Genomic DNA, 17,134 nt, shown 5'->3' on the forward strand with positions numbered 1-17,134 from the left:
GGTGGCCGCACTTTCTCATACCCCCGGGGCGCCGGCCCCGGGGGACACCCGCACCCCGCTGTGCGCCCTGGATGCCTTGCCGCCGGTGGGCCAGGCGCGGGGCTTCGACCCCGCCAAATCCGGCCGTGACACGGTTTTCGCGCTGCGCCGCAGCGACGGCATCCGGGTCTACCGCAACCACTGCCCCCACCAGGGCGTGCCGCTGGAATACCGCAAGGACCGCTTCCTGTCCGGTGACGGCCAGCGCATCCTTTGCTACGCCCACGGCGCCCATTTCGAAGCTGACACCGGCCTGTGCACCGACGGGCCCTGCCGCGGTATGTCGTTGGCATCCTTGCCCTTGGTCATCGAGGACGGCTGGCTTTACCTGGCCGTGGCCCCGGACAGCCCCCTCTTGCGCTGATCCCCCTGCCCATCAGCGTCACGGCACGGTCATATCCCGTTCAGCCGAAGGCGAAATGTCGCATCCCCAACCCTAAGTCGCGTCCCGTACGCTTTCCCCAAGAGCAAGACGTGCTGCAAGCGCGAAACGGGCAAATAGGGATAAATCACCACGAAGCGACCCAGAGCGTATCGAAACGATAATCTGGGAGACTTCATATGGGATTTTGCGGCAGTGCGCGGTGTTCCGCGCATGAATGGCGACGTGCGCGCGTTTTTACTGCGCTGACTCTTCTGGCCGGCACGGCGCTGACCTCGATTCCGATGTCATCCGGGGCCTGGGCCGCGACGGCACCCGCCGACGCGGACAACCTCAGCGAGATCATCGTCACGGGCACGCGCCGTATCGATCGCTCGGTGGCCGACAGCCCCTCCCCCGTCGACGTCTTCACGCCAGAGGATCTGGAGCGCCAGGCCGGCAGCGACACGCAGGACCTGATCCGCACCCTGGTGCCCTCCTTCAACGTCGGCCATTTCTCCAGCGACGACGGCTCGGGTATCGTGCGCCCGCCGACGCTGCGCGGCCTGCCACCGGATGAGACCCTGGTGCTGATCAATGGCAAGCGCTTCCACCGCTCAGCCCTTGTGCAAATCGCCGGTGATGCCCAGACTTCGGGCTCGCAGGGTGCCGACCTGAACCAGATCCCGGCCATCGCCATCAAGCAGCTGGAGGTGCTGCGCGACGGCGCCTCCGCCCAATACGGGTCAGACGCCATCGCCGGCGTCATGAACTTCACCCTGAAGGATGCCGCCGACGGCGGCAGCGTCATCGTGCAATGGGGCCAGGACTATGCCGGCGACGGCGCCACCGGCCACATCCAGGTGAATTCCGGCCTGCCCCTGGGTGACCGGGGCTTTGTCAACATCAGCGCCGAATACCAAAAGAACGATCCCACCGACCGGGGCGTGGAGCGCAGCGACGTCACCGACCTCAAGGCGTCGGGCTACAACCCCGGCCCCAAGGGCTATCCCACGCCCAACCAGCGCTGGGGCGACAACGCGGTGGAGGCCGAACGCCTGTTCATCAACAGCGGCATCGATTTGACCGACAACTCCAAGATCTACCTGTTCGGCAACTTCGGCCACAGCAACGAGAAGGAAAGCTTCTATTACCGCGACCCGGTCAGCAGCTGGCTGGGCACGACCTTCCCCCTGACCAGCGGCGGCAACTTCTCCTGGGCCAGCGTCTACCCCGGCGGCTACCATCCCTGGTTCTACGGCGACATCCTGGATAGCAGCATCACCGGCGGCTACAAGACCACGCTGAAATCCGGCCTGATCATCGACGCCAGCGCCAGCTATGGCCGGGATGAGGTGCGCTACAACCTGACCAACACGGTCAACCCCTCGCTGGGCCCCATCAGCCCCACTCAATTCTACGTGGGCACCCAGACGCAGGAGGAGACCGACCTCAACCTGGACCTGACCTACCCGGTCCACATCGATTGGCTGGCCAGCCCCCTGACCCTGGCGGGCGGCGCGGAATACCGGCGCGAGACCTATACCATCACCCCGGGCGACGCGGCCTCGTACACCTCCGGCGCCTATGCCGCCTACGTGCCGGTGGGGTCCAACGGCATGCCGGGCTTCACCCCCACCGACGCCGGCCAGTTCCCGCGCAGCAACTACGCCTTCTACGCCGACGCCGAAGCGGACGTGATCAAGGACCTGAGCCTGGGCTTCGCCTTGCGCTATGAGGATTTCAGCGACTTCGGCAATACCACCAACTGGAAGGTCACCGGCCGCTATCAGCTGACCGACTGGGTGGCCGTCCGCTCCTCCGTTAACACCGGCTTCCGCGCGCCGACGCCGGGCCAGGAGAACGTGTCCAAGGTCACCACCATCTTCCAGAACGGCAACCCGGTAGAGCAGGGCACCTACCCCGTGGGCAGCGCCATCGCCCGCTATTACGGCGCCCAGGCGCTGAAGCCCGAGACCTCGTTCAACATCGCCGGCGGCCTGGTCTTCGACCTGCCCTACAAGGTCAACCTGACCGTCGACTACTACAACATCAAGGTCGAGGACCGCATCGGCATCACCAGCACCTATTCGGTGACGGCGGCCGACATCGTGGCCCAGCCGGCACTGGCGGCGGTGGGCGTGGGCGGCCAGGTGAACTACTTCGCCAACGGCTTCGACACCCGCACCCAAGGCGTGGACATCGTCGCCAACAAGACCTTCGACCTGGACACGGCGGGTGAGCTGCACGCCACGGCGGCCATGAACATCAACCACACGGTCGTCACCAAGTACAACCCCACCGTCATCGGCCTGGGCCAAGTGCAGGACCTGCAGAACGAAAGCCCGCACTACCGCGCCACGCTGACGGGCGTGTGGGACATCGGCAAGTTCAGCATCCTGGGCCGCGCCAGCTATTTCGGCGCCTGGGAGGACAACGTCAGCATCTGCGGCACCACCTGCCTGGGCCAGAACTTCGACCCCGCCTGGATCTTCGACGCCGAGGTTTCATACAAGGTGCTGGACGACCTGACCGCCAGCATCGGCGGCCAGAATGTGGGCGACAAATACCCCGCCAAGATCCGGCCGGAGTTCGGCACCTATGGCGTGGGCCAGCAGTACTCCTTCAGCAGCCCCTACGGCTATGACGGCGGCTATTATTATGTGCGCCTGAAATACGATTTCTGACGACAGGAACCGCCCCGCCCCGAACGTACCATCGGGATGGGGTGATCGTTCCCCAGTTCCCTTCCTCGGGTTGGCCCCCTGGAAGGCACCTCGGGGCCGCCGGACTTCCCGCCGGCGGCCCTTTTTTGGGTGACGGAAATTGCGGGGCGCATCGGGGAAAGGAAGCCCCATCCTTCGACAAGGGAAATGGCTCGAACTCCGACTGATCGGCACCCGATACCCGGTGAAGTCGTATTGAATGAGGCCAATCTCAAAACGCTGTTAACGATACTCATTCGTTTATATTTTAAATTGGCATTGATTTACGTATGAAACCCCACAGTAAATATATCCGTTGGTATATAATCAAGACAATTAACCATTTTCCTTTGATCTGGATCACCTTATAACGTTCCTACCTATGTATTTTTCCCTGGATAGACGCCGACTTCGCCGGCCCACTTAATCCAGGAGCTGCCATGCGCTTTAAGTCCTTACAAACCAAGATCAGTTTACTTTCCGCGCTGTGCGTCTTGGGGGCAACGGGCGCCCTGGTTGGCTATGGACTGGTCGCGTCCAGCAACACCAAGGCCTTCGTTGGCGAGCAAGTCGGGGAGCTGACCGATAGCAAGACGCGGGAGGGCCTGCAAACCCTGGCCTCCACCCAAGCCGGCATCATCCGCTCCACGCTTGACGGGGCGTTCGACAGCGCCCGTGACATGGCCCGCGCGTTCGAGGTGCTGGCCGACGCCCAGGACAAGGTCGGCACCGCGCCGGCCCTGCGGCGCGCGCAGTTCAACGCCGTCCTGCTGAATGTCCTGAAGGCCAACCCCCGGTTCAACGGGACCTACAGCGCCTGGGAACCCGACGCCCTGGACGGCCAGGACACCGCTTTCAAGGACAAGCATGACGTGGGTTCCGATGCCACGGGACGTTTCCTGCCCTATTGGACGCGCGACGCTTCAGGCCACATCGCCATCCAGCCGCTGGTGGAATACGACAGCCACGCGCTGCATCCCAATGGCGTCATGAAGGGCGGATGGTATATAGGGCCGCAGGGCGGCGGCGGCGAAAGCATCCTGGACCCCCTGCCCTATATCGTACAGGGCAAGAGCGTGTATCTGGCCACCATGTCGGTGCCGATCATGATCGACGGCAAGTTCCGCGGCGTCGCCGGTGCCGACTTCGACCTGGCGTTCGTGCAGCAACTGGCCGAACAAGTGAAGGCCTCTGTCTTCGGTGGCAAGGCGTCGGTCACCATCATCAGCCACATGGGCCTGATCGTCGCGTCCAGCGAGCATCCCGACGCCATCGGCAGTTCCTTCGAGCGTTTCGACCACAACTGGCAGGCCGATCTGGCGGTGATCCAGGCCGGCAAGCAGCAGGTGACGATGGACGCGGCGTCCAACTCCATCAAGGCGTTCGCCCCCATCACCCTGGGCCGGACCAAGACGCCCTGGTCCGTGCTGGTGGACGTGCCGCGGGCGGTGGCGATGGCGGAGGCGACGGCCCTGGACAGCGCGCTGCAGCAGCGCGGCAACCGCGACACGGCGCTGCAACTGGTCGTGGCCTTGGCCATCGCCGCCGGCGCCGTCGGCGGCATGTGGTTCGTCGCCCGCGGCATCGCCCGCCCCATCCGCGCCAGCGCCCACTTCGCCGAGGATGTGGCCGCCGGCCGGGCGGACAAGGATCTGGTGGTCGATCAGCTGGATGAGACCGGAACCCTGGCGCAGGCCCTGAACAAGATGGCGGCCGACCTGAAACGCGCCGAGCAGGAACGGGGCGCCATGCAGGCCGCCGCCGAGGCGGAGCGGCGCGAAACCTTGAGGCGGATGGCAGGCGAGCTGGAGGCCAGCGTCAAGGCGGTGGTGGCCAGCCTGAGCGGTGCTGCCCACCAGATGGGCGGTGCCGCCACAAGCATGACCGCCACGGCGGACCAGACCAATAGTCAGGCCAATCTGGTGGCTGAAGGCTCGCAGGAGGCCAGCGCCAACGTGCAGACAGTCGCCGCCGCCACCGAGGAACTGTCGGTCTCGATCAAGGAGATCGCCAGCCAGGTGGCCAAGTCCACGACCATCGCCACGGACGCGGTACGCACGGCGGACGCGGCCAACGTCCAGATCATGGGCCTGACCACGGCGGCCGAGAAGATCGGCAACGTGGTGGAGCTGATCTCCTCCATCGCCGGGCAGACCAACCTGCTGGCACTGAACGCCACCATCGAGGCGGCGCGGGCGGGTGATGCCGGCAAGGGCTTCGCCGTCGTGGCGTCGGAAGTGAAAAGCCTGGCCAACCAGACGGCCAAGGCGACCGACGAGATCGCCCAGCAAATCGCCAACATGCAGCAGGTGGCGCGGGAATCCGCGACCACCATCCAAGGCGTGGGCCGGGTGATCGAGGAAATGCGCAGCATCACCACAGGCATCGCCTCGGCGGTGGAGGAGCAGAACGCGGCCACGGCCGAAATCGCCCGCAACGTTCAACAGGCGGCCAGCGGAACGCAGGAAGTCACGGTCACCATCCAGGGCGTCACCCAGGCCGCCGCCGACACGCGGGAGGCGGCAAGCCAGGTGATGAAGGTCTCTGGCGAGATTTCCCACGAAACCGGGCGCCTGGGTCAGGCCGTCGACGGCTTCCTGGCCAAGATCCGGGCGGCGTGATGGGAGGCGGCATGTCCGGCCTTGAGCTCCGCCGAAAACGGATCCAAGGCCGGACCGCCCATTCCTGGCAACAGCGCCGTTTGCCTGGAGCGGCAGCGGCGTCAGTTCTTGCGGCGCTGTTCCGCCTCCCGCCAGGCGCTGTCCACATGCGTGGATGCCTCGCGGCCACGGTAAAGCAATGACACCTCGTGGCGATGATAGATGCTGTCCTGTTGCCGCACAGCCGACAGCCAGTTGAACGATCCTTCGACGATCCATTGATCATCTACCGCCAATGTTTTGTTGTGCGCGCCCGTCAACGCCCAAAGTTCCACGCCGGCGGCCCCGAGCATCTCAAGCGCCTTCGCGGCACGGGGGTACAATTTTTGGCCGGCGCCACTATTCAAATCCGCGTCATAAGCGACAACAATCTTGGGCCCGCCCCGACGCGACGCCAGCAAAGGCGCAAGTCCATCCGCCTCGATCGCGGCATGCGATAAATAGGGGGAAATAACCAGGAGCCGCTCACGAACCTCGGTAATAGCCTGGCGTAGCGTAGAGCAATGGGTGGCTAGATCGCTCAAACGCTCCAGGTCTGACAATGGACGCGCGGCGATTCCACCCACAGGGTCGATATCGGCGATCTCATTCTCGGGCGCGGAGAATAGGTGGCGCGCCAAGAGGCCTGACGGCAGTGACGGCTGACTTGGGTTGAACAGTCGCAAATCGCCGAACACCAGGAAACTCTGCCGTGCGCGGGACACGGCGACATTGAGCATGTTGACACCGCGGTCGAAGAACAACCCCCCAGTCGTCCCGTCGTCGGCCCCATAGACAGGAGAGAATAGAACGATATCCCTTTCCGCCCCCTGAAGCGTATGCACCGTGCCCACCGTAATATCGTCCCCATCCAGGCCGGCAGCGCTCAGTGCCCGGCTCAGGATGGAAATCTGCGCCTTGAAGGGGGTAACAATGGCGACGATGGCACCCAGCACAGTCACACCATGCTGGTCCAGCAGTGCCTTACGGCGACGCTTCAGCCAATTAGCGATGACCATCGCCTCATCGGCATTGATCCGACTGAGACCAGAGCGCGAAGGACGGCCACGAACATGTGCATAGCCCAGTGGTGGCAGTGGATAAGGCGCGTCTTCACGCATGGGGCGAAGCCGACCGCGATATGCCAACTCGTTGCAATAAGCGATCACGGGCTTCCGGCAACGCCAATGCTCTTCCAGGAACAGCCCCTGGTGCGGCTTCGCCGAGAAGGTCGTGGCGGACTGGGCCATCGCCATCATCGACCCCTCTGACGCCAGCATGCCGGCGCCGCGCAGCGCATCGCCGTCCAATTGGAACAGCGCGAGATTCCCGCCGTCGATGTCTGCATTGACGCCCCAGACCGGTTCCAATTGCAAGGTGTCGCCAACCACCAAGGCCTTGCGCGCGAACGCGAAAAGGCAAGCACCGACCTGGGGGGGCACCTGGCCCGCCTCGTCAACGATCAGCAGGTCGATGAAACTAAACAATCGCCGGGTGTCACCGTTGTAATAGTCCAACAGCCGGGGCGCGGTGAACGCGGTGGAGACGAGGCAAGGGGTTAACTTGGCGAACCGGCGCCACCGGCGTTCGCACACATCCCGGCTTCGGCCCGTGAAAGTCTTGTCATTGCGCTCCAGCGCCTGGCCCACCTCGATGAGCCAGCGGCCTTCCCAATAGCGGCCAGCCAAGTGGAACAGCTCGGGCCGAACCTGCGTATCCAGTGCCGCATCGACGACTGAGGCACTGGCAAGCGCTGCTTCTGGTGGCAGAGTCGGCAACAAGTCGGCAACTGCGGCGACCCAGCAGTCCCAAGCGGAGAGTGCCGCCGTGTTGGCGGCCATAGCCGCGGTGACCAGCCGGATCCGCTCTGCGAGCCAACGCCGCAAAGATGTGGCGTCCAGAACAGTATCCCAATCCCAGGCGGGGTCCGCCAAGCCATGGACCTCGAGGTATCCATAAGCCCGCATCCACAGCCGGCGCTTGACCGGCGGCAACCATGAAAGAAGCGATTCGATCAGCGACCCCTCGACCAGGTGCACCGCGTGACCGCCATGCTGGCGTAATTCGTCCATTTGTCGGCGAAGGGTCGCCGCCTGCAGCCGCAACGCCTTGATGGCCTCAGCCGTCACCGCCCCATAGGCGCCCACCATCGCCTGGGCCGCTGCGCGCCGAGGTTCCAAGGCCTTGACCGCCTCGACTTTCGCGGTGAGGGCGGCGCGCAACGTCGCCACCGCCTCCGCCATGTTCGCAGGTGATTTGCCGGCCCATTGCGTAAACTGCGCGCGCCAATGGGGTTCGGCCCGATTAATATAGTCCTGGGTTTCCATCGCTCCTGGCAAGCCTGCCCATGGCTGGCCATTCTGCGGGCACCAAGCCGCCGCCAACCCCGTGCGCAACCCGTTTTTGACCTCACGTTGGGAGGGCAGGTAGAGCCCATATTGCGTTAGGTCCGGCAGCCAGCGGCGGACAAGGTGTGACCCCGATAGCGCATGCCCGTCCGGCAAGGCGGCCCGCTCAAAGCAATCCAATATATTGGTGATGGCCTTATTGTTGGTCGAGCTTGCCAAGATCACCGGTGGCTCACCCCCGTCAACCAGCGCGCTTTCCACCCAGATCGACGCCACGGCGCTCTGTATGAAAGTCGTTTTTCCGGTTCCAGGGGGACCATTCAATGCCAGGACGTCACCGTCAGCAAGGGCAAGAAAGGCGCCCAAGGCCTGCCGCTGGCTAGGATTTAGCGGAAAGGCGCCCCCCATTTCACCCAGGTGGCGGGCAGCGCGGGCTGTCTCGACATCCAGGCAATTGGTGATCTCACGCGGCGGCGGGGGTGCCGCCAGACGCGCAAGCAGAGGCGGCGCTTCTTCCGGGGTGTCTATCAGCACCTCATACACAGCGCGGATCGCGCTGGTCGTATCCACGGGCGGCTTGCCTAAGGCGACGAAGGCGGTCTGCTGATCAACGTAGCGATCCGGAACCCACGCCCCTGGCCGGCCACCGAATAGGCTGTCGCACATGGCCATGGCATAGCCCCAGACAGCGGCCCAGTCACTGCCAGCCTCGGGAGGGCGATTATTGTCGAGGTGGCTGTCCAGCGCCTCCACCGTGGTAAAGACGGGGACGGCGGAAGCCAATGGCATCATCACGGCCCGGTCCACCAACGGCGGGTCATTCGTCGGCTGCAGCAGCCCCTCCCGGTTCACGCGGCCATACAGCCAGAGGGGCACGCGGTAGCGCTTGAGAGTGCTGTAGCTGTCGGAATGGTCTTTCTCGGGCTCCAGCACCTGCGGCGCGATCACCACGGCCACAGTTTGCAGTTCTTTCTTTTCCTTATCCGAAAGCCCCGTCTCCGCCTTGTGCCAGATTTCCGTCAGCGCGTTACCGTCGATCCGACCCTGGGCCAGCGCTTCGCGGGAGCAAGCCAGAAGGTCAAGCGACTGCGGATCGATAAGCCGCAAACTATCCAGCAGCGCCGCGCGCCAATAGCGGAGAAGAGCAGGAAGCTGAAACGCCATGGCCGAACCGTTCAGAAAGTCGAAATCGTGCAGCCCCTGATAGCCTTTGCCCCGTCGGGCGCACAAGCAGATATGCCCTCAATACGAGTGTAGTCACGCCCTCAGGCAACCCGAAAGGGGGCAAATCATAGGTGCGGATTGTGACATCGCATCATCACCCAAACCGTTAGCGTTCCATCGCATCGTTCGATTTCCCAAATAGCTTCCTCCGCGTCAGGGTGCTTGCCGTGCGTATCGCTGACGCCTGCGGCGGCGGTGGACGGCGGGAGGAAAATCGAGAATAGGGGCCGAATGGTCCCCTGACCGGGTGCCACGGCGCCCATATCGTCCCCCGTGGTCCAGCCGGACACCCCAGGCCCAGCGCCCCTTTCGCGACCAGAGGCCAGGACCCCATGTTCGAATACTTCCCCAAGAATTACGTCTGGAACCTGTCGGTGGACATCGCCATCGAGTCCGGCGCCCAGATCGGCGAGATCGACGAGATGTGCCGGCCGCTGCGCGACTCCGCCGCGCGGGGCGAGGACGCGGGGACGGGCGAATTCCTGAAGCACTGGGTGGCCATGGCCGACAAGCTGGTGGACCTGGCCGCCGAGGATGAGGCCCGGGGCCGCAACTTCTCCGCCGGGACCAAGCTGCAGCGCGCGTCGCTCTATTACACGACGGCGGAGCGCATGCAGGGCCACGGCCATCCCGGCCGGGCCGACACCTATGCCAAGGCGCAGGACAGCTTCCGCCGCGCCATGGCGCTGGGCAAGGAGAACGCCGAGCGCATTGAGATCCCCTACCAGGGCGGCGTCATCGCCGGCCTGTACACCCGCGCGCCAGGCCCCGGCCGCAAGCCGGTGGTCGTCTATGTCAATGGCCTGGATAGCTGCAAGGAGCTGCTGTACTGGTCCCGCCTGCCGGAGGCGCTGTTGCGCCGGGGTGTTTCCACCCTGTGCATTGATCAGCCGGGTAGCGGTGAGGCCCTGCGCCTGCACAACCTGCCCGCCACCCACAAATCGGAGGAATGGGCGTCCAAGGTGGTGGACTGGCTGGAGACGCAGGAGGATGTCGACCCCAAACGGATCGGCCTCACCGGCATTTCCCTGGGCGGCTACTTCACCCCGCGCGCCGTGGCGTTCGAGCCGCGCTTCGCCCTGGGCGTCGTCTGGGGTGCGAACCACAATTGGGCCGAGGTGCAGCACAAGCGCTTGGCGCGCGAAGGCGAGAACCCCGTGCCCCATTACTGGGCCCATGTCAGCTGGGTGTTCGGCGCCAAGGACATGGACGACTTCTTCGCCAAGGCGGAGGGCATGAATTTGAATGGCGTGGTGGAACGCATCAAGGTGCCCTTCCTGGTCACTCATGGGCAGAACGACCGCCAGATCAGCCTGGACTACGCCCACCAGACCTATGACCAGCTGGTCAACAGCCCCAAGCGGGAGCTGAAAATCTTCACCCCGCGCGAGGGCGGCATCGAGCATGTGGGCGTGGACAACATGTCCTATGGCCGCGACTACATCGCCGACTGGATCGCCGAGACGTTTGGGGAACAGGTGGGCTGATGAAACTTGCCACCCTGCCCAACGGAACGCGCGACGGCCGCTTGGTCGTCGTCTCCCGTGACCTGCGCCGTGCCGCCTACGCCGACGGCATCGCCGCCACCCTGCAGGATGCCATCGAGCGCTGGGACGAGGTCGCCCCCGCGCTGCAGGCCCTGTATGAGGCGGTGAATATCGGCCGCGACACCTTCCCCTTCGACCCCGCCCAGGCCCTGGCGCCCCTGCCCCGCGCCTGGCAGTGGCTGGACGGTTCCGCCTATCTCAGCCATGGCGAGCTGATGGCCAAGGTGTTCAAGATCGAGAACGTCCAGGGGACGGAGCCCCTGATGTACCAGGGCGTCTCCGACCGTTTCCTGGCGGCGACCGAGGATGTGGCCCTGCCGTCGGAGGCGGACGGCATCGATTTCGAGGGGGAGTTCGGCGTCATCACCGGCGCCGTGCCCCTGGGCGTGACGGCGGAGCAGGCGTTGGCCCATGTGCGCCTGGTGGTGCAGATCAACGATTGGTCCCTGCGCGTGCTGGCACCGCGCGAGATGAAGACCGGCTTCGGCTGGGTACAGGCCAAGCCGCCCTGCAGCGTGGCCCCGGTGGCGGTGACGCCGGATGAGCTGGGGGACGCCTGGCGGGAGGGACGCGTGCACCGGCCGCTGGACGTCTGGTTCAACGGCGCCCGCTTCGGCGCGGCGGATGGGGGTGCCATGGCCTTCGGCTTCCACGAGCTGATCGCCCACGCAGCGCGCACGCGCGACCTGTGCGCCGGCACCATCATCGGCTCCGGTACCGTGTCCAACGACAGCTACCGCACCGTGGGGTCCAGCTGTATCGCGGAGCGGCGGGGCATCGAGATCCTGGACGAGGGAGAGCCCAAGACCCCCTTCATGCGCTATGGCGACCGGGTGCGCATGGAGGTGAAGCTGGCCGACGGCGCCAGCGTCTTCGGCGCCATCGACCAGCGGGTCGTGCCCGTAGTGCGCTGATCAGGGGGTGCCTTCACCCTGGCGCGGGTTGCGGGGATGCGCCCAAGGCCAACGGTAGGCGTCCTGCGGCTTGGCCGGGACGGGCGTATCCTCACGTACCAGGGGACGGTATCCGCCGCCCTGGTGCCCCAGGGCCGCCAGTTTCGCGGCCGTGTCGGCGCTGGGCATGAAGGCCTGGTCGGCCAGCGCATCCACCACCGGATAGACCGCCAGGCGTTGCAGCAGCGGGGAATTGCCCTGAACGGGTGTTCGGTGATCGGCCGTCAGCGGGCACGTGGACCCCTTGGGCAGGCTCAGCGTGCCGGAATTGGCCTGGAAGAAATAGCGCCCGGCCGTGGCCGGCGTGTGGGCGTAGAGGTCCGCCGCCATGCGCTGGTCATTCACGGTGTCGCCGTCATAGACCTGCCAGCCGCGCAGGATCCAGGACGGCAGGTGGGCGAGGTCATTGTCGCTGGTGCCATAGCTGTACCAGGGCGCCAGCATGAGGATAAAGCCGCCCCGGCTGCCCCAGCCCCGATCCACGAAGGCGCGGCTGGCCAGGAAGGGCACCGCCCCGCCGCCGAAGGAATGCCCGATGATGCCCACGCGGCTGAGGTCCATGGCCGCCCCCTCGGCCGCCACGGCCGCGGCAAAGCCATCCCACAATGCGCCATAGCGCTGGTCCTGCGTGGCGCCCAGGGTGGGATAGGGCGCGAAGACCACCACCGCCCCCCGGCTGACCAGGTGGCGGATCAGCCCTTCATAAAGGGTCCAGCGGTCGGCGCCAAAGCCATGGGCGAACAGGATCACCGGGCTGGGGCCGGGCGCCTGCGCCGGCAGAAAGACCTGCACCTCCCGCCCTGCGGCGGCACTCGGCACGGTATGCTGGACCAGGGCATAGGGACCATCGACCCCGGCCGGCATGCCCGGCGGCAGCACCGTGCCGTCGCAAGCCGCCGGCGCCGTGTGCTTATCCCCCCGCAGCGCCTTCACCCCCTGCCGCGCCGCAAAGAAGCAACCAGTGCACAAGGGCAGCAAGGCCGCCAGCACCACCCCCTGCGCCATCAATCGCCGTACCGCCATGTCAACCCTTCCCACCCCGTCACAGCCGGTGATACGGGCGCGGGGGTGTAAAGTTTTCGGGGACAAAAGCTCACCCTCAATTAAACTGGTCTTCCAACCAGTTTGAGACCCGCCATGGCCACCGTGGGCGCATTTGAAGCTAAAACCCATTTGGCTGCGCTGCTTGATAAGGTCGAAGCGGGCGAGGAAGTAATCATCACCCGCCACGGTCGTCCCGTCGCCAAACTCAGTCCTATCGATGGTGGCAAGGATATCGCCTCAGCGAAAGCGGCAGCGTCCGCGCTGACGACGCTGCGCCATTCCATTGCGGCGAAGGACCAAACGCCCTTCGCAATGGCTGAGTTGGATGAATACCGCCTTGAAGGCCGCCGATGACCCTATGGCGCAGGCCCTGGACGCGATCTCCAACCTCGCCCTACGCCTCTCCGTCATGATGCAATCCGTTTGGAACTGGCGTTGAGGTCGGGCCTGCCGCTCGCCACTTTGAGCACGGTGTTGCGGCAAGCAACGTCCGCCTGATGTTGCCGTAAGACCACCGTCGCCTCACTCCGCTGCCCCGCCCACACCCAGCTGCAACAGCACAGGGCCCGCCGCATCGGCGCCCAAGCGGTCATAGGGGTTGCGCAGGGGGCAGTCGCCCAGTGACAGGCAGCCGCAACCGATGCAGGTTTCCAACTGGTCGCGAAGCTGCATCAGGCTGTCGATACGCTGCTGCAGCATGTCCTTCCAGCCGCTTGACAGGCGGCGCCAATCGGCCTGGGTGGGGGTGCGCCCGTCCGGGATGGTGCCCAGGGCGGCATGGATGTCCGCCAGGGCGATGCCGGCGCGCTGAGCCACCCGGATGATGGCGATGCGGCGTAGCACCTCTCGCGGATAGCGGCGCTGGTTGCCGGTGCTGCGGCTGGCGGTTATCAAGCCTTTGGACTCGTAGAAATGCAGGGTGGAGACGGCGACGCCGGCGCGTCTCGCCACCTCCCCCACGGAAAGTTCACGTTTCAGCTTGGGCTGAGCGGGCATGGAGTGGACCTGAACCTGAACAATGGATGAGGTTTTATAGGGCCCACCGATAAACGGGGCAAGGATGCGACGACAGGACGGGCGCCACCGCCCGCCAGCAAGCGCCTTTCGCGTCTGCGGCATCTCGCCACCGCGTCAATTGTGCAGTATATTGCCCTTAAGGCATAATCACGGCGGTCAGAAACCATTCGTTGTAAGTATAACCTACATGATCCTGTAATATCGCCGCACCCATTTTGAAATCAAATCTTAATTTGCCGCACTGCGGTAGCGTGGCTATTACCCCAGCAATTTCGCAGCCCTGGGGGAAAGAAATGCAAATCCGTCACCTGTTGGCATCGGCCGCCGCCCTGGCGCTGATGACTGGCCTGACCCTGCCGGCCTCGGCGCAGCAGGCGCCCGACGCGGTCGCCGCCGACACCGATCAGATGCAGGAGGTCATCGTCACCTCGTCCCGCCGCTCCGCGTCGGAAATCGAACTGCCGACCCGCGAGATCCAGGCCATCATGCCCGGCGTGAATGCGGTGAAGGCCATCAACATGCTGCCCGGCGTCATTTTCCAGAACGCCGACCCGTGGGGCAACAACGAGCAGAACTCCTCGCTCTACATCCACGGCTTCAACGCCCAGCAGCTGGGCTACACCCTGGACGGCGTGCCGCTGGGCGACCAGTCCTACGGCAACTACAACGGCCTGTCGCCGCAGCGCGCGATCATCAGCGAGAACATCGGCCGCATCAGCCTGGCGTCGGGCGCCGGTGACCTCGGCACCGCCTCCACCAGCAACCTGGGCGGTACGCTGGCCGTGTTCTCCGATGACCCCAAGGCTGACGCCGGCGCGCAGGTGGAGCAGGTGTTCGGCAGCTACGACACCTTCCGCACCTTCGCCCGCATCGACACCGGCGACCTGGGCGGCGGTAACAGCGGCTACGTCTCCTTCGTGCGCCAGGACTCCCGCGCCTGGGATTTCAACGGCCAGCAGGGCGGCTACCAGGTCAACGGCAAGTTCGTGCACGCCGGTGACAAGGGCACGCTGAAGGCCTTCTTCGACTGGTCGGACAAGGTCGAGCCCAACGAGGACGCGACCTCCATCGCCGCCAACCAGGCCTACCAGCCCTATACCCGCCCCTTCCTGTACCCGGACCTGGCCAAGGCGCTGACCTACGTCGATGCCAAGGGCAACACCCCGGCGGCCCTGGGCGCCAACTATTCCAACTATTTCAGCGCGGCGCAGCGTACCGACTACCTGGGCTACGTCAGCTATGACTACCAGTTCAGCGACGATCTGGTCTGGCACAACCAAGTCTACTATCACCATGACGACGGCCGCGGCATCGTGGCCCTGCCGATCAGCGGCGCCGCCTCGGTGTTCAACGTCTACTACCCGGGCCAGAACCTGAAGACCATCCTGGGCAACACCGGCTACGGCGTGCGCACCACCGAGTACACCATCGACCGCGAAGGCGTGCGTTCCAACGCCACCTACACCCTGGGCGACCACCAGATCGAAGGTGGGGTGTGGTGGGAGCATAACGAGACCACCACCGCCCGGCGCTGGTATCAGCTGTCGCTGACCAACCCGCTGACGCCCTATGACGTGCCGGACAACGCGCTGTTCACCCAGGTGGAAAGCAAGATCACCAACGACGTGATCCAGCCCTACCTGCAGGACCAGTGGCAGGTGCTGCCGACCGTGAAGCTGCAGGCCGGCTTCAAGGCCAGCCTGCAGTTCGCCGACGGCAAGATGCCGGTGCAGCCGCTGTCCGGTTCCTACAGCGGCACCACCGTGAACCTGCCGCAGGGCCAAATCGACACCAAGGAAGGCTTCCTGCCGCAGGTCGGCGCCTTGTGGGACATCACCAGCAACGACCAGCTTTTCTTCAACATCCAGAAGAACCTGCGCCAGTACATCACCTATGGCCTGGGCGGCGCCTCGCCATGGAGCCTGGGCAGCCAGGCGGCCTTCGACCTGTTCAAGCGGACCGGCAACCCCGAAACCTCGTGGACGTATGAGGCCGGCTGGCGCGGCGACCACCCGGTGGACCTGGGCTTCATCACCGGCATCGGTGGCCAGATCAACTACTACCACGTCGATTTCAGCAATCGTCAGCTGCTGATCAGCCCGAACGCCACCCTCACCAGCTTCGTGGGCGGCGTCGGCATCCTGCAGAACGTGGGTAGCGTCACCACCGACGGCGTCGACGTGGCCGCCACCGTGCACCTGGGCGACCACTTCTCGGTCTACGATGCCCTGTCCTACAACCACTCCCAGTACGACCAGAACTATGTCAGCGGCGCCAGCACCGTGCAAACCGCCGGCAAGCTGATCCCCGGCGATCCGGAATGGATGAACCGCTTCATCGTCAGCAGCAACTACGGCGCCTTCGGCGCCAAGGTCAGCGGCGAGTACTACGGCAAGCGCTACGCCACCTACACCAACGACCTGTGGGTCCCTTCCTACTGGCAGTTCAACCTGGAAGCCAGCTACGACCTGGGCGCGATCGCCCCAGGCGTGAAGTCGTCCTCCATCGCGCTGAACGTCACCAACCTGATGGACAAGAAGGCGGCCAGCACCATCACCGTGGGCTCGGCCTCCGGCACCTACGCCATCTACCCGCTGGCCCCGCGCCAGTTCTTCGTCACCCTGAAGGCCGGGTTCTAAGCCCGCCGTCTCAGCGGCTTTGACGCGAGGGGCTGGCACGTCCGCGTGCCGGCCCTTTCCTTTACGCCTTGTATCCTTGACACCTTTTTATAAGAAAACACCGCCGAACAGGGCCCGGTACCGGGCGGACGGCCGCCGCGCCTTGACGCCCGTCCCGGCGCTAACCTAGGGTGATCGCTGAGCGTTTCGGTCCCACGTCATGCCCGGTCCGGGCTGGCCCGATGCCCGTGTGACCACGGGGACGTCCGTGGCCGTCACACGCTCCTTCCCTTCAGGAATCCTCATGGGATCGCGTGCGCCTGGGCGCATGCGCGGCGGTTCATGTCCGGGTCGGGCATGGGCGGAAAGCGGTTGGCGTGGCGGAGATGCGTGACATGGACAGCGACACCTGGGATGCCGGCCACATGGGCTGCGGCGAGTTGGTGATGCTGCTGCGCGTCCGGCTGAAAGCCATGCCCGGCGCCGTGCTGCGCGTCATCGCCCATGACGGCGGCGCGCCAGAGGATCTGCCGGCCTGGTGCCGCATGACCCGCAATACGCTGATCCGCCACGACCCCGCCACCCACAGCTTCTGGATCCGCTCCCGGCCCGATTGGCCGTGAGCCCCCCTTCACCGGA

General features: G+C 65.1%; 11 protein-coding genes. 8 read left to right on the plus strand and 3 right to left on the minus strand.

Annotated features, from left to right (window positions below; translation table 11 throughout):
* Position 1: 1 nt before the first annotated feature.
* From FBZ87_RS24055 to FBZ87_RS24065, 3 genes are all read left to right on the plus strand, one after another.
* Positions 2-403: a Rieske (2Fe-2S) protein gene (locus FBZ87_RS24055; protein ID WP_246134566.1), complete on the plus strand. Its 402-nt coding sequence runs from the start codon at positions 2-4 to the stop codon at positions 401-403.
* Positions 404-705: 302 nt separating this feature from the next.
* Entirely contained in the window at positions 706-3,087 is a 2,382-nt protein-coding gene (locus FBZ87_RS24060; protein ID WP_246134567.1) for a TonB-dependent receptor plug domain-containing protein, read from the plus strand.
* Positions 3,088-3,545: 458 nt separating this feature from the next.
* Positions 3,546-5,726: a methyl-accepting chemotaxis protein gene (locus tag FBZ87_RS24065; protein ID WP_145613136.1), complete on the plus strand. Its 2,181-nt coding sequence runs from the start codon at positions 3,546-3,548 to the stop codon at positions 5,724-5,726.
* 101 nt (positions 5,727-5,827) lie between these two features.
* On the opposite strand, the gene FBZ87_RS24070 is transcribed toward FBZ87_RS24065, so the two are convergent.
* Complete coding sequence (locus FBZ87_RS24070; protein ID WP_145613137.1) at positions 5,828-9,256, minus strand: AAA domain-containing protein; 3,429 nt, start codon at positions 9,254-9,256, stop codon at positions 5,828-5,830.
* A 392-nt stretch (positions 9,257-9,648) separates the two neighbouring features.
* Here FBZ87_RS24070 and FBZ87_RS24075 point away from each other — a divergent pair, with 392 nt between their 5' ends.
* Positions 9,649-10,803 carry an alpha/beta hydrolase family protein gene (locus FBZ87_RS24075; RefSeq protein WP_145613138.1) on the plus strand — a complete coding sequence of 385 codons (1,155 nt, stop codon included), beginning with the start codon at positions 9,649-9,651 and terminating at the stop codon, positions 10,801-10,803.
* Positions 10,803-11,777 (plus strand): fumarylacetoacetate hydrolase family protein, encoded by a 975-nt coding sequence (locus FBZ87_RS24080; RefSeq protein ID WP_145613139.1) that lies wholly within the window; start codon positions 10,803-10,805, stop codon positions 11,775-11,777. The genes FBZ87_RS24075 and FBZ87_RS24080 overlap by 1 nt, the downstream gene beginning before the upstream one ends.
* On the opposite strand, the gene FBZ87_RS24085 is transcribed toward FBZ87_RS24080, so the two are convergent.
* Positions 11,778-12,839, minus strand: coding sequence for an alpha/beta hydrolase (locus FBZ87_RS24085; protein ID WP_145613140.1), 1,062 nt, complete (start codon positions 12,837-12,839; stop codon positions 11,778-11,780).
* A gap of 114 nt (positions 12,840-12,953) precedes the next feature.
* Between FBZ87_RS24085 and FBZ87_RS24090 the strand changes: the two genes are divergently transcribed.
* The gene (locus tag FBZ87_RS24090) at positions 12,954-13,214 is read left to right on the plus strand and encodes a type II toxin-antitoxin system Phd/YefM family antitoxin (protein ID WP_145613141.1); all 261 of its coding nucleotides are present in this window, start codon (positions 12,954-12,956) and stop codon (positions 13,212-13,214) included.
* Positions 13,215-13,382: 168 nt separating this feature from the next.
* Here the strand turns inward: FBZ87_RS24090 and soxR are convergent, their stop codons facing one another.
* The gene (gene soxR / locus FBZ87_RS24095) at positions 13,383-13,856 is read right to left on the minus strand and encodes a redox-sensitive transcriptional activator SoxR (RefSeq protein WP_145613142.1); all 474 of its coding nucleotides are present in this window, start codon (positions 13,854-13,856) and stop codon (positions 13,383-13,385) included.
* Positions 13,857-14,170: 314 nt separating this feature from the next.
* Between soxR and FBZ87_RS24100 the strand changes: the two genes are divergently transcribed.
* Both FBZ87_RS24100 and FBZ87_RS24105 read left to right on the plus strand, forming a co-directional pair.
* A complete protein-coding gene (locus FBZ87_RS24100; protein ID WP_145613143.1) occupies positions 14,171-16,516 on the plus strand; it encodes a TonB-dependent receptor in 2,346 nt (781 codons plus the stop codon).
* Positions 16,517-16,881: 365 nt separating this feature from the next.
* Positions 16,882-17,118: a sulfurtransferase TusA family protein gene (locus FBZ87_RS24105; protein WP_246134578.1), complete on the plus strand. Its 237-nt coding sequence runs from the start codon at positions 16,882-16,884 to the stop codon at positions 17,116-17,118.
* Positions 17,119-17,134 lie beyond the last annotated feature (16 nt).

The sequence above is a fragment of the Nitrospirillum amazonense genome, from assembly GCF_007828035.1.
GTDB lineage: Bacteria > Pseudomonadota > Alphaproteobacteria > Azospirillales > Azospirillaceae > Nitrospirillum > Nitrospirillum amazonense.

Excerpts from the sequence above, each read along its gene's own strand:
- FBZ87_RS24060 (WP_246134567.1), top strand. The coding sequence starts at position 706 with ATGTCATCCGGGGCCTGGGCCGCGACGGCACCCGCCGACGCGGACAAC.
- FBZ87_RS24065 (WP_145613136.1), top strand. The coding sequence starts at position 3,546 with ATGCGCTTTAAGTCCTTACAAACCAAGATCAGTTTACTTTCCGCGCTG.
- FBZ87_RS24070 (WP_145613137.1), bottom strand. The coding sequence starts at position 9,256 with ATGGCGTTTCAGCTTCCTGCTCTTCTCCGCTATTGGCGCGCGGCGCTG.
- FBZ87_RS24075 (WP_145613138.1), top strand. The coding sequence starts at position 9,649 with ATGTTCGAATACTTCCCCAAGAATTACGTCTGGAACCTGTCGGTGGAC.
- FBZ87_RS24080 (WP_145613139.1), top strand. The coding sequence starts at position 10,803 with ATGAAACTTGCCACCCTGCCCAACGGAACGCGCGACGGCCGCTTGGTC.
- FBZ87_RS24085 (WP_145613140.1), bottom strand. The coding sequence starts at position 12,839 with ATGGCGGTACGGCGATTGATGGCGCAGGGGGTGGTGCTGGCGGCCTTG.
- FBZ87_RS24090 (WP_145613141.1), top strand. The coding sequence starts at position 12,954 with ATGGCCACCGTGGGCGCATTTGAAGCTAAAACCCATTTGGCTGCGCTG.
- soxR (WP_145613142.1), bottom strand. The coding sequence starts at position 13,856 with ATGCCCGCTCAGCCCAAGCTGAAACGTGAACTTTCCGTGGGGGAGGTG.
- FBZ87_RS24100 (WP_145613143.1), top strand. The coding sequence starts at position 14,171 with ATGCAAATCCGTCACCTGTTGGCATCGGCCGCCGCCCTGGCGCTGATG.
- FBZ87_RS24105 (WP_246134578.1), top strand. The coding sequence starts at position 16,882 with ATGCGTGACATGGACAGCGACACCTGGGATGCCGGCCACATGGGCTGC.